The sequence below is a fragment of the Actinoplanes sp. NPDC048988 genome, from assembly GCF_043197815.1.
Classification (GTDB): Bacteria; Actinomycetota; Actinomycetes; order Mycobacteriales; family Micromonosporaceae; genus Actinoplanes.
Map to the genome: position 1 here is coordinate 1 of NZ_JBICTW010000010.1, position 12,959 is coordinate 12,959.

The 12,959-nt window shown below is 64.5% G+C and carries 9 protein-coding genes and 1 tRNA gene; 7 read left to right on the top strand and 3 right to left on the bottom strand.

Features of this window, described 5'->3' with window-relative positions; genetic code table 11:
• Window positions 1-762: 762 nt before the first annotated feature.
• From ACGFJ7_RS27745 to ACGFJ7_RS27755, 3 genes are all read left to right on the top strand, one after another.
• A complete protein-coding gene (locus tag ACGFJ7_RS27745; RefSeq protein ID WP_392644573.1) occupies window positions 763-1,389 on the top strand; it encodes an RHS repeat-associated core domain-containing protein in 627 nt (208 codons plus the stop codon).
• 511 nt (window positions 1,390-1,900) lie between these two features.
• Window positions 1,901-2,332, top strand: a complete 432-nt coding sequence (locus ACGFJ7_RS27750) for a hypothetical protein (RefSeq protein WP_392644575.1) — start codon at window positions 1,901-1,903, stop codon at window positions 2,330-2,332.
• A gap of 704 nt (window positions 2,333-3,036) precedes the next feature.
• Window positions 3,037-4,785, top strand: coding sequence for a hypothetical protein (locus tag ACGFJ7_RS27755; protein WP_392644577.1), 1,749 nt, complete (start codon window positions 3,037-3,039; stop codon window positions 4,783-4,785).
• A 384-nt stretch (window positions 4,786-5,169) separates the two neighbouring features.
• Here ACGFJ7_RS27755 and ACGFJ7_RS27760 read toward each other — a convergent pair whose 3' ends face one another.
• Window positions 5,170-6,786, bottom strand: a complete 1,617-nt coding sequence (locus ACGFJ7_RS27760; RefSeq protein WP_392644579.1) for a hypothetical protein — start codon at window positions 6,784-6,786, stop codon at window positions 5,170-5,172.
• Window positions 6,787-7,142: 356 nt separating this feature from the next.
• Here ACGFJ7_RS27760 and ACGFJ7_RS27765 point away from each other — a divergent pair, with 356 nt between their 5' ends.
• Together ACGFJ7_RS27765 and ACGFJ7_RS27770 are read left to right on the top strand one after the other, a co-directional pair.
• A complete protein-coding gene (locus ACGFJ7_RS27765; RefSeq protein ID WP_392644581.1) occupies window positions 7,143-7,457 on the top strand; it encodes a hypothetical protein in 315 nt (104 codons plus the stop codon).
• On the top strand, window positions 7,450-8,376 hold the full coding sequence (locus tag ACGFJ7_RS27770) for a hypothetical protein (RefSeq protein ID WP_392644583.1): 927 nt from the start codon (window positions 7,450-7,452) through the stop codon (window positions 8,374-8,376). The genes ACGFJ7_RS27765 and ACGFJ7_RS27770 overlap by 8 nt, the downstream gene beginning before the upstream one ends.
• On the opposite strand, the gene ACGFJ7_RS27775 is transcribed toward ACGFJ7_RS27770, so the two are convergent.
• Window positions 8,330-9,067: a hypothetical protein gene (locus ACGFJ7_RS27775; RefSeq protein WP_392644585.1), complete on the bottom strand. Its 738-nt coding sequence runs from the start codon at window positions 9,065-9,067 to the stop codon at window positions 8,330-8,332. The genes ACGFJ7_RS27770 and ACGFJ7_RS27775 overlap by 47 nt on opposite strands.
• Before the next feature lie 974 nt (window positions 9,068-10,041).
• Here ACGFJ7_RS27775 and ACGFJ7_RS27780 point away from each other — a divergent pair.
• On the top strand, window positions 10,042-11,148 hold the full coding sequence (locus ACGFJ7_RS27780; RefSeq protein ID WP_392644587.1) for a tyrosine-type recombinase/integrase: 1,107 nt from the start codon (window positions 10,042-10,044) through the stop codon (window positions 11,146-11,148).
• A gap of 188 nt (window positions 11,149-11,336) precedes the next feature.
• Here the strand turns inward: ACGFJ7_RS27780 and ACGFJ7_RS27785 are convergent.
• Window positions 11,337-11,421, bottom strand: a tRNA-Leu gene (locus ACGFJ7_RS27785).
• A 281-nt stretch (window positions 11,422-11,702) separates the two neighbouring features.
• On the opposite strand from ACGFJ7_RS27785, the gene ACGFJ7_RS27790 reads away from it, so the two are divergent.
• Entirely contained in the window at window positions 11,703-12,878 is a 1,176-nt protein-coding gene (locus ACGFJ7_RS27790) for a hypothetical protein (RefSeq protein ID WP_392644588.1), read from the top strand.
• The last annotated feature ends 81 nt before the right edge of the window (window positions 12,879-12,959 follow it).

The following is a 12,959-nucleotide window of genomic DNA, read 5'->3' on the forward strand; positions in this document are numbered from 1 at the left end:
CCGGTTGACCCCTATCGACTACGAGACCATCATGACCCCACCGGCCAGTCAGGCCGCGTGACTTGATCTGTCACCTGCCGGTGCAGCAGACCCCACAGCTGACTGCACGCTCTATTCAGAATGGACAGGATCCGATCTGGGCGGCAATCTGCGCTACAGCGCCAGCAGCCTATCCACCACCGGATACGTCTATGACAGCGCGGGCCGGCTGACCTATGCCGCTCTGACCACCGCAACCGGCTGCACACTGCACAAGTACGCCTTCGATGACAACTCCAACCGCACCGCGATGACCACATACGGCCCGGTCGCTGGAGACTGTGCAGACGACAACGCCACCGCTACGCGTACGTGGACCTACGACACCGCCAACCGGTCGACGAACAGCGGATACACCTACGACGCGCTCGGCCGCGCCCTCACAGTCCCAAGCGCGGACACCACCAGCAACGCGGGCGACGCAAAAGTCACGTATGACGCAACGGACCTGGTTGACACCATCACTCAAGGCGGTAAAACCACCGACTACAACCTCGACGTCGCCGGAGATCGCATCCGGTCCTGGACTGAGACCGCAACTGGAGCTACTCCCCACATGACCCACTACAATTCCGATAGCGACAGCCCCAGCTGGACGCAAGAAAACAGCACCGACTACACGCGAACGGTGCTCGGAATTGGCGGCATTGCGGCCTCCTGCAGCAGTAAGACTGATTCAATCAGCTACCAATCACGAACCTCCATGGAGACGTCGTCGCCTCTATGCAGGACCCGGCATCAGGTTTCACTGGCACTTACATTTCGGACGAGTATGGGAACCCGGCAAGCGGGGCCAGTGCTTCAGCGCGTTACGGCTGGCTGGGCGATAAGCAGCGTGCAACTGACGCCCTCTCCGGTCTAGTGCTGATGGGTGCCCGACTGTACAACTCGGCTACGGGATCCTTCCTGCAGGCTGATCCGATAGCCGGGGCCTCCGCGAGCGGCTATGCCTACTGCGACGGGGATCCCGTCAATTGCACCGACCTCGACGGGCGCAAACCACGGAAATGCGGATTTTTCTGCAGCGTGGCGATCAGTACTGCCAAAACTGTTTTCGGGTTTGCTTGCAGAGGGATCGGACTTGCATATGCCGTATGTGGGGGCCTCGTCGCGGGAATCATTGACCTTGCCAAGTACACGTACCAGTACGCGGGAAGGGGATGGAACGTAAATGATGCCGCAACGGTATTCGTAAGAGCGTTTGCCATCCAATTCATCCAAAACCTCGGGCTTGCTGTGCTGGGCACCATTGGTGCCAAAGTCGCAAATGCGGTCGGGAAGCCACAGTTGGCAGCTACAATCAATACCAAGCTGAAAGGCATATGGAGTCTCGGAAAGCATCGCAAATGAAAACGGTAGTCATTCTCATCCTTGTCCGAGTAGCCTATATCTTTGCGTTCACCTACCTGGTGAGCCGGTTCATCACTCGCCTGAGCAATAGTCGGGCGCTGTGGACCGCTGCGGTATGCGCGGCTGCAGTTGCGCTGTATACCGGCTGGAAAGAATGGCGAATTAGGAAAAGGCGGAAATAGCTGCGCTTGACGTGTGCCTCCGGGTCGCCGACGCGGAGGCACACGTGCTGCTGACCTCGATTTGGTCATCGGCCATCCGTCGCGGGACCACGCCGCTCCGTCTGCGGATAGTTATCGCTGATTAAGGGTTACGGCACGCAGCGCATCTGCGTGTCGGTCAGGTAGAGGCCGACACGCGGAGGTTTCTTCAACCGTGTCATCAGCGTGACCAGCCAGCACGGCGGGTTTTACCTCCACGACCATCACCGGAAAATTACGGGAACCAGGCGAGCGGCGCCGCCGGCGGTGGAGGCAGAACGCACCTTCCCCTGCGGTACGCGGAGAGATGAATGAACACAAAGATGCAGGCGAAGCCAATACTGACCCGTGCGTTGGTCGTCGCGGTACTTGCCATTCTTGGATACATCCTTTCTTCTTCGTTCTGGGCCGTCCTCCTATGGGGGATAGCGATCATCGTCGCGGCCAATCCGATTGTTAACGCAGTGCTGCGGCGCACAAGCTCTAAGACGCGCGATGCGGATGAGCCACTGGTCGGTCCAAATGCCGTTCAAGGAGCGTCCAACGTAATTGTGACCGGGCGGGCTCGAGGATCGGCCGCCATCGTGCTATCGCAGGCGCTTGGAATCGAACGTAGCGAAGCGTTCATGCGACTCAAGGAAATGCCAGCAATCGCGGCGACAAGACTAACCGAAGATCAAGCGCAGGAACTAGTACGCCGACTTCAGCAGGCAAAGGTCGCGCCTCGCTACGAGTCAACCTAATGTCTGCGGCGATCCCGTCAACGGACGCGACCTTTCCGGAAAATGCTTCTGGGACCTCTGCATCGGCGAAAACATCGCTGCATACGCCATCGGAGCCGCCATCGTCGGCGGCATCGGCTACTATTCCTACAAAGCTGGGCCATCTGTCAAGCGCGCCGCTTCAGGTGGTGGTCACTGGATTGCTGACAAAGCGCGGCACATCTGGCACGCCCATAAAAAGAGGAAGCAGCCGCTAAACCAGCAAACCGGAAGCCCCACCGATCGGGTGCAAGTGAGTCAGATAGGAACCCTCATGAGGAGGCGGGTAGGCACGGTGGGCGGCGATACATTCCAGATAATTCAAACAAGAATCAGAACAGAGAGCGTGGCCAGAGTCGTGATAAATAGTAGTTGGCGGATAAAGGACGATTGTGCGGGACGGCGACGGTAGCCCGTAAGGGGCGGCACGGTCGTCTACGTCGGCGAGCCCTAAGAGATGTCGTCGTTACCTCGCCCGTACCCGCGTCCAAAGTCACCTTCTCCGGTCCCGAAGGGCTGGTCGTCGCCGGATGGATGGCGCATCCCGAGGCGCTCCTGATCGCTGTCCCGCCGGTGGCGTGACTCGCGTGCCGCAGTTCGGCTCGCTGTTTCTGAAAGAAACGGTGTTGCTGACGTTTGCAGTCATGCCTGATGACTGCAGTAATCCATGAGGAGAAGGTGTGTCGATGACACGTGCCGGCGTGCCCGTGCTGGACGGGGTGCGCATCGGACGGTGGACCGCCGCAGGGGTGCCGTGGTGGGTGCCGCGCGTGGTGTTGGTCGTCGGGTGGGTGGCGTCGTTCGTTGTGGCGGCGGTGGGGGATACGTCTTCCTGCACCGCGGCGGATCCGGGGGTGTGCGGGCCGGATACGACGTTCGCGGTGGCGCTCGTCGTTCTGTTCGCCACGCCGGTCCTGTTGTGGTGGATGCCCCTGGCGGGGTGCGGGGCCGGGGTGCTGTTCGCCGTGCTGGATCTGGTCTACGACGACGTGCCGGCGGCGAGGGTGGCCTTCGCTGTTCACGGGCTGCTCTGCCTAGGTGTGGCGGTCTGGCTGGTGGTAGCGCGGCGCCGGCAGGCGGCGGTCGTCGCGGAGGTGGCCGGGACGATCCGGCTCGACGCGGCGCTAACCGCGCGGCTGCGGGACGAACTTTCGGGGTGGGGCCTGGCCACGGTGGCCGCCGCCCTGCTGATTGCGGGCGGCGTCGGCGGACTCGCCTGGTACGGCCACCGGGACGCGCAGGTCGCGGCGCACGAGGCGGCGGCGCGCCGAGTGGCTGCGGTCGTGCGCAGCGCCGACGACGCGTCGGGTGTCGTCGTTGTGGACGTTCCCCAGCCGATGCGGGTCGACGTCATCGGCTCATATGAGGTGGGGCAGGTCGTTCCGGTCCTCATCGACGGCTCCTGGGTTCGCTTGGTCGCCGAGCCCGAGGACGTGACGGCCTGGCTCAGTGCCGGGCTCGGGGCGTTCGCCCTGGCCGGGCTGCTGTTGTTTCGCGAGCAGCGGGTACGGTCGGCGCGCCGGCGGCTGCTCGGCGGCCCGCTGAGCGCGGTAAAGATGACCGCCGAGCCGGACGACGGCGGCCGTGTCGTGCTGTACGACGGCATGGCGGTGGTCTCGGTGGTGGCCTCACCGATCGAGACGGACCGGCCGCACCTGACCGGTGAGGACGGGGAGTGGGACGAGGGGTGGTGGGCCGAGGAACCCGAGGACTTCGGCCGGCACTGGCGCGGCGACGGCCCACCGGATCGCAAGGCCGAACCGTGGACGGTGACGGTAGGCGGGGACCTGCGCGACGGCGGCTGGGTGCTACTGGTCACGGATACGGCGGTCCTGCTGCCCGAGGCACCGGTGCGTACGCCGCGGCGCCGCCGCCGTGCCGAAGTCGAAGCACCATTCGGGGAACCCATGCCGGCGGCGGACCCGGGTGAACTGCCCGCACTGCCGGTCGTCCTGCGGCCGCGCCCGCGCACCCGGGCGCTGGGCGCGTTGTTGCTCCTGGGATTCGCCGCCGGGCCGGCCGTGGTGCTGGCCGGCCTACCCGAAAACTGGTGGCAGACCGTCGTCTTCCTTTGGCTGGGCGGCACGCTGACCTACGACGGGTGGAGCCGGTTGACCGCGCGGATCGAGCTCACCCGCGGCGGGCTGGTAGTGCACGACCGAGCGCGCGTGCACTCCGTACCGTGGGAACGCTTTCACGGTGTTCGCCGTGACGACAAGGGACTCTGGCTGGCCTGGGATCCCGACATCACCCTTCAGGCCCGCGACGTGACCAATCACTGGGGTGCGGTGATGATGCGGCTGCACGAACGCGCCCTGGCCGCCGGCGACCCGGGCGGGCAGGTCACCGGCCGGATGAACGCCGGCCTAGCGGTCTGTCTCGCCTACACCGTTGTTGCCGTCGCGTCGGTCTGGTGGCAGTACTGGGCGTCGTGATTGGGCAACAAGCGAAGGCCGACCACGCGATGGGGGCAAGAACCCGTGCGGGAGACTGGCGAAGTATCTGGCCGAGCACGTCGCCGGATTCGGGGCGCCGACGATGCCGCGCAGGACCCCATTTCGGTGCCAACGGCGTGCATCGGATCGTTGCAAGCGTGGATGATCGAGACCTAGTCAGTGTCGACCGCGGTGGACGAGTACAGGTTTATGCGTTCAACGGAGATCAGCCACGGCGAGAGAGAGCTCAACGGCCGTCGAGCGATACAGAGCTGCGGCTTGAGAATCGAGCTCGCATGCGGCGATTGAACCGGGCCTTCGGAAGCGCCAAGCCGACGAAGGCCCGGAGACGACGTCCGTCTCCATAGACGTGATTTGGTGGTATCAATCGCCGGGTTCTTGGATCAGTTCCGGCCCGTCGATCCCCGGCAGCCCCCAGGGCGTCGGGATGAGCGGCTCGTCGTCCCTTCCTGGGCGGGCCGTCGGCAATATCGCGCGGAAGCGCTCGCGGTTCTCAGGCACGAACCGCACTTCCTGGCCTTCGCCTCGCCCGGCTTCGAGAGCGGCGAGGACCTCGTCCCGGTTCTCGATGTTGACACGAGTGTGGAAGAACATGAGCCGGCCGAGCGACAGCCGATTCTTGCCGATGACCATGTCGATGTCCGAGTCCACACGCAACGGCACGTCGCTCTTAGCCAGGATCTCTTTGAGAGAAGGGTCGTACCGCCCGTTCAGGGTCATCGTGAAGGCGCGCATGCCGCGGTAGACCACGCAGTGACCTTCGATCAGGAGACGGGCGGTGCGGATATCGATGCGATCGGCGGCCGATATGTTGGCCGGGATGGGGAAGAACGTGCGGCAATGCCGTTGCACCACATCAAGGTCTTCGGCCAAGAGCTCGATATCCGAAAGCGCCTCTGTCAGTTCGCCGTCGTGAGTCAGCGCGCCGGCGCGTTGCACGGTCATCAGATGTTCACCGACCTCCAGCTCGCAACCACGCAACTCGACGAGGTTGCGGTGAAACGCGATGGTTTGCAGAGCTTGTGTAGGCGTCCACCTGTGCGGTGAGAAGTCAGCTCGCAGGTCGATGCCGGTCTCGCCGACCAGCAGGCTGAGCATCGTGTCGTCCTGAAGGCGCAAATCTAACGAGTAGCCGCGTGAGCCGACACCGGCATGCACGATGCTCGCCCGATACGACGAGCGTCGGTTCCCCTCGTCGTCCAGCAAGTGAAACGTGGCCTCAGCGCCGATCCGGTCGGTGAGATCCACTGATCGCACGATCAGCTCGTACGGGGCCGGGGGAGGTGCCAACCAGTCCGGATTCGTAAAGGTGAGCCGGCGAGTGATCTCCGGCGGCAAGACCACCTCCTCGCTGGCGCCGAAACCCACGACCCGATCGAACATCTTCTTCACGCCAGCGTCCGCGGCGCCGAACGCCTGATCAAACGAGAAGCTGATCGGCGACTTCCGAACTGCCCGTTCATGCTTCGGCCGGACTGTATGAACGACCACGCCGTCACGCATCGCGGTGTCGACTCCCCAATCGAGATCGAGCGTGTCGGCAACCCCGGCCAGGGCGCGAGTTCGCTCGATGAGGTCGGACAAGCCGCCCAGCAGCAGCGCCTTCTCCTGCCCGAAGGCCTTCGCGTGATGCAGAAGCGAATCGCGCACGAAGTACTCGGTGAGGTCCAGAAAGCGGGAGAGGTGGCTGTCGAGCTGTTGCCGACCCATGATCCGAAGCTCCAGCTCCGGCCGGTCTTGGCCCATGTCCAGGACGAACTTCTCTTCTCCGAGAGTCGGGTTGGTAGGGATGACCAAGATCCATTCGGCTGGATCGTGCTGCATCGCGGCCGTGAATGAGTTTTTGATCTGCCGGCGGCGCTTGCTGTGGTCACTGCCGAACCCGTCACGGAAGTACTTGAGCTGAAAGATCCGAAGCCGGGTGCCCTGCCGGACCAGAACATCGACGCCGCCGTCACCGCAGCGGCCGTCGTAGGCCAAGACCTCAATGTCGAAGCCGCCGTATAGCCGGTCTATCAGCGCCTTGACGATGCGATCGAACTCAGGCTGGGTGAGGTGGTCCCAATCGACAGCGATGTTAGCCCCCGAAAATTTCTGATCAACGTGACGGCCGCGGTGCTGCCGACGCGCGCTTGCGAGGCTACAGCCAGCCACATTCGAGGCGCCCGGCCATCCCAGGGGGCGCCTCGACACTCGCTCCAGCGTTCGGAGTCGACCATGATCCGTCGCAATGGCACGCACACTTGGGAGAACTGGCTATCTGGCTGAGACGGTTATCGATTTACCCTCGATATGCTCCGCTTATGGGCCGGGGACCGCGCGACGGAGTTCGCCTCGTGAGGATCATCCTTGCGCTCGTGGGCCTCCAACTGTTCGAGAGCGACCGATTCCTGCCAGGCCATCGAGTTTCTCGGCCGCAACTCGTCTATTGCGCCAACGACGACTGGTGGGACTTCCTCTACACCATGCGGGACGACTTCTGCGGTTCGCATGGCGCGTCGGCGAGTTTGAGGGCAAGGCCAGGCACGGATGTCAGCGGCCCTTGTCGACGGTGTGGTCAGCCGATGACGCTGACCGCCTACAACCCGGATTTGCACGGGCGGGACCACCTGATCTGCCTCGAATGCAGAACGGAGCAGCCGCATGGCTGACCTGGTCGCTGTCGAAGACTTCACCTATCGCCAAAAGATCGTCAATCTGATACCTGCCATGCTGGCGATCGGGATCGTCGGGCTGCTGATCATCGCTGGAGCTCCGGACCAAGCGCCTGACCTGGACCGACTAACCCGCCGGATCGGGGACTATGGGTGGAACGGCGTGGCGGTGCTAACCCTCGGATCCGTGTTTCTGGCCCTACTGCTGGAACCGTTTGAGCTGGGAACCGTGCGCTTTCTGGAAGGCTATTGGAGCTCGACGGGATGGCTACACCGGGCTGCCGTTCTAGGCGTATGGCTTCAGGAGCGCAAGCGATCTCGGCTGCAATGGATCTTCCGAACCGCGACAGACGACGCCCGGCGCCAGGAAGTATCCGCAAAGCTGAGCGCTCTGCCGATGCAGCAGCCTTTGATGCCTACTCAACTCGGCAACACCCTGCGAGGCATGGAGGAACGCGCTGGCGCGCCTTACGAACTCGACGCCATCTATGCGTGGCCTAGACTCTACGAGGCGCTGCCAGAACAGACCCTGAAGAAGGTGGGGGAAGCCCGCAATCAGCTGGATGTGGCGGCCCGCCTGTGTCTTAGCCTAGCGACGTCGGCGGTGATCGCGACCGTGATCCTAGCTCCACACGGCTGGTGGTTACTCGCCCCGCTCGGACTCCTGCTGCTCGCTATAGCGGCCTATCGGGCCGCTATAGCGGCCGCGATGATCTATGGCGACACGATCTGCTCGGTTATCGACGTACACCGTTTGAAGCTCCTCCAAATGATGCGGTTGGAGATGCCACTCACCCTAGACAAGGAGAGAGAGATCAACAAGATCCTCGCGGAGTTGTGGGCACGGGAGTTTTCGGCGGCCGGCGACCTCAAATACTCGCGGACCGATTCTGACGTGGGACTGCACCACCGCTGATCGGTTGAGATCCGACACTGTGCAGCGTCACGCCAGATCCAATGATCAGGCTTTCGACGCGTAATACCGGCTTCGCCAAGTCAGTGTCCTCCCCGACCAGATTGCGGCTTCGGCCCAGCAAGCGCTGACTGTCCACATCAACACGCCAGCCATCGGGAACGAGCACATCAACCGCGCTGCCGAACGCGGTGATCTCCAGCCGCGCCCCCTTGAACCCATCTGGGGCAGGTAACTCGACGACACATCCACTGCCAACGGCGATTAGATGGGTAAGGGCGTTCTCATGCCTCGGCCACGCTATGCGGCGTGGCGAGGCGACGGAGATGATTCGTCGTACTGCTGGAAGAGTCTCCACCCGCTGCGGATTCTTGATGGCGTAAACGAGGATTCCTACCCCCGCTATCGCGGCGACCGCTGGCCAAACGTACTTGTCCACCGTCGCTGGAATCACGCCTGTTGTCCGGAAGACCAGGACAACGCCCAGGACAGTGGTGACGAGCGGGATGAGCAGCGCCGGCCGTGTACCGGCCAGGCGGATCAGGCCCGCGAGCCCAAGAGCGACCAGGGCGAGCGGCCACCACTTCGATGTCTGCTGCAGAACGTTTGCGGAGGGGAAAGCCCGTTCCGCTAGCAGCAATAAGCCCAGCGTCGCGAGCCCAGCCCCGATCCACAGTCTCAGATGCCCGTACACGAGTAAGAGTCAACCATCGATACAACGCAAACGTGAGGCGCGGCGCGCCGTTCCCAAATGTCCACCATGTGAGTCTGCGCGATTGCGTGCCATCCTGCCACGTCTAACAGTCGAGTTGGAGCACCAACTGGGAAGAGACAACGGCACCTGCCTCCGCCAGCGCCCCGGGCGACGCACGATGTCGGCATCGAGACAGCACGTTGATTCCGATGCATTGCCGGACGCCAGGGAGTTGACGGCGCTTGCCCGGCCGGCCCGTCGCGCTCGTTCCAAGGCCTCCCGGCGCTGAGTCGTATATGACTGCGCGAATCGTCTTCCACCTTGGATGTCATTGGTGGCTCCTCGGGACAACCCCAGACAACCAGAGACAACCTCGCAGGTGCTGGCGTCGAGCAGTTGCGTCAGGTTCGCTTGGGGTAGAGGCGCAGAGGGCTGGTTCGGTTAGGTCGGGCTCCTGGAATGCGCGTCCCGTCATCCAGCGAAGAGGTCGGCACCATGTCATACGCAGAGCCATACGTCGGCACGGCTATCCGGCGAACGGGTTCCGGGAATGCGCGGGGGAGTTCGCCGCTCCAAGTGCCGATGCCGGCCCTGCCCGAATCGCGCTACGTGGTTCCGGCTCACTACGCGGTGGCGGTCATCGACGGCCACGGCCGGATAGCCGCCAGCTCCTCACTGCGGACTCTAGGCTGGGTGCCCGGCACCGCCATCGCGTTCACCGTCGGCCCTGACCGGATGATCGCTGCATCCCGCGCCGCCCAAGCAAGAAAGCTGGAGAGCACCGCGCCCTGCCGGAACGCGACCCGACGAGGACACCTGAACCTGCCGTTGGCTACCCGCCGCCAGGCAGGCGTCGTCGGCGGCGATCACCTGCTACTGGCAGCCGACCCACGCGCCGGCGTACTCCACCTCTATCCACCCGGGGTACTGGCACGGCGCCTGAGCCCTTGCGCCATCTGCTCAGGTGACCAGTCATGACCTCGCCGACCGGCGGCGACGTCGACCCGGCGGCAGGCAACGTCGCCCTGGTCGCCGCGCTCATGGCGCAGCTCAACATCACCGCTGACCAGCTCCCGCACCACCCCGCACCGCGACCGGCCGGCAAATCTCTACCGACCTTCGACGACTACATCTCCCAGGTCGCGGCGGGAGTCAGCGCCGGAACCCGCCGCGTCTACGACACCTACTGGCGCCGTATCCGCGAGCACTGGGGACAACGCCGCCTCGACGAACCCACCGCCCTGGAGATCAGACAGTTCGCCGAACAGATCCGGGAAACCGCCCTTGTCCGCCGTAACCACCGCGGCGGGGCCGGCGCCGCCGAACACCTGATCTCCGCCTTCCGGTGCCTCTACCGCTACGCCGTCGCCGACCGGCTCATCGCGCCCGCCGACAACCCCGCCACCCGCGTCGACAAACCCCACCGCCAGCCCAGCCTGCGCCACGCTCTGCCCGACGCCGCCCTCGCCGCGATCGTCACCGTCGCCGGGCAAACCGGCAACGACCCCGACCTCGACCTGCTCATCCTGCGCCTGCACATCGAAACCGCCTGCCGCCGCGGCGGCGCCCTCGCCCTCCGGCGCCGCGACCTCGACACCGAACAATGCCTCATCCTGCTCCGCGAAAAAGGCCAGACCCAGCGCTGGCAACCGATCTCACCCACCCTCATGACCGCCCTCGTCACCCACCACCAGCAACGCGGCAACGGCCACCCCGACGAGCCACTGCTGCGCTACCGCAACGGGCGCCGCGTCGGCCGCCGCCGCTACGACCACCTCTGGCAGCGCATCGGCACCCACCTGCCCTGGGTCGCCGTCCAGCAGATCAGCGTCCACTGGCTACGCCACACCACCCTCACCTGGGTCGAACGCCACTTCTCCTACGCCATCGCCCGCGCCTACGCCGGCCACGCCGGCAGCAGCGACGCCGGCACCACCGCCACCTACGTCAAAGCCACCCTGCCCGAGCTCGCCCAAGCCCTCGCCGCCCTGACCGGCGAACCACATCCCCTCGCCCCAGCGGGCACCGAAGCGGCGATCATGACCGTCAAACCTTTGACCCCGGTGGTGGCGACCGACTAAGACGACTTGCTGTGGCGACGATCACGTGCCCGCCGTTGTGCCTGCCCAGCGACGAGAACCGCTGAAACAAGTAACGGCCGACCCGATGGGTCGGCCGTTACTCGTGTGGCTTTCAATATTTCCTGCATGGGCGACTGGCTATCATGTGCCCATGAACACCCATGCTGAGCATGGATGCTACGGATTTGTGTCCGGAGGGGGACTTGAACCCCCACGCCCGATAAAGGGCACTAGCACCTCAAGCTAGCGCGTCTGCCATTCCGCCACCCGGACTTGCATGTTTAGCTTACCGGTTGCCTGTGCCGACTTTGCAGTCGGTATCGGCGGCCCGGCGAGCCGCACAGGAGAGAACTGTACACGGTCCGTTGGGGAGGGGTTGGCAGGGGTGGGTGGGGGGACATTGCGGGGCATATGACCTGGTTGAACGGGGTGGCCTGGCGGTAAGGGGTCAGAACGGGCAGCATGGCTGCGTGTCTCAGGCCTCTCCTCTCGGTCCCGCTCGGCAGCGTGCGCAGCAGCTGGCGGGGGTGGGGGATCTTGCGGGGGCTCGGGCTGTGCTCGAGAAGGCTGTGGAGCTGGGGAGAGTCAACCTGGCCGAGGACGATCCGGATGTTCTGCTCACCGCGTATGAATTGGGGACGATTCTTCAGCGGGTCGATGATCCGATGGCGGCTCGGCGGGTGCTGGAGGAGACGTACGCGGCTGGGCTGTGGCGGCTTGGGGACTCTGACGCGCTGATGTTGCGGATCTCGCATGACATCGGGGTGGTTGCCGAGGAGCTGGGGAACCGGCATGAGGCTCGTAAAGCCTTCACCCGGGTCGCGGAGCTGGGGCCGGGGGTGCTCGGGGACGGGGATCCGGCGGTGGCTCGGGCGCGGAGCTATCTGGGTCCGGGGGCCGGCGAGCTGGCGGCGGGGGCTGATTTCGTATGGACGGAAGAGCCGGTCCCGGAGCAGCGGGTCTGGGGTGGGTCAGAGGTTGCTGATGTACGGGCCGCGCCCGCCGGGCCTCAGGCTCGGCCGCATGTGCCTGGTCAGGGGCGGGGGCCGCTGGATGAGCCGACGATCGTGCAGCCGATCGTCTCCTCGCCGGTCGCGGAGCCGCCGGCCGCGTATCGACAGGCCACTTATCCACAGGTTGCGCATCCTCCGGTCACAAGTCCCCTGCCCGCGTATCCACCAGGTGCAAGTGCGGCGCCGGGTGGTGCGTCCGAGGGGTATGCGGGTGAGTTCGGTGGTCCGTGGGTGCCTGCTCAGCGGCAGGGTGGCGGTGCTGTTGATGTTGCTTCTGGGGGCGGCTCACCGGCGTACGGGAAGAAAGGTCTTGGGATCTTCGCGGCCATCGCGGCGGTGCTGGCGGCGGTGATCGCGGTGGCGGCATTGGTGTTCGTGCTTGCCAATCGGACGGGTGATCCTGGTCGGGATCCGGATGTGCCAACTCTCGGGGGGCCGGCTCCGACCGATGTTCGGCTGCGGGACGGCGGGGCTTCGATCATCGTCTCGTGGACTGATCCGTCCGCCGGCTCGGTGTCCTTTATGGTCACCATGGGGCGTCCGGGGCAGGAGTTGAAGCCGGTTTCGACGCTGGGACCTGGGCAGACGTCCTTCGAGATGTCGGGGTTGAACGGGGAGCTGAATTACTGCTTCGCTGTTGTGGCGGTGTATCGGGACAACCAGTTCGCCACCTCGCCGCAGGCGTGTACGTCGCGGGCTACGGCTACTCCGCGATAGACACCGACCACTCTCCGAGAGCTTGATCACTGAGTGCTGCGGGACTTATCCACAATGGGTTACAGCCGCTCCGCGGATCCC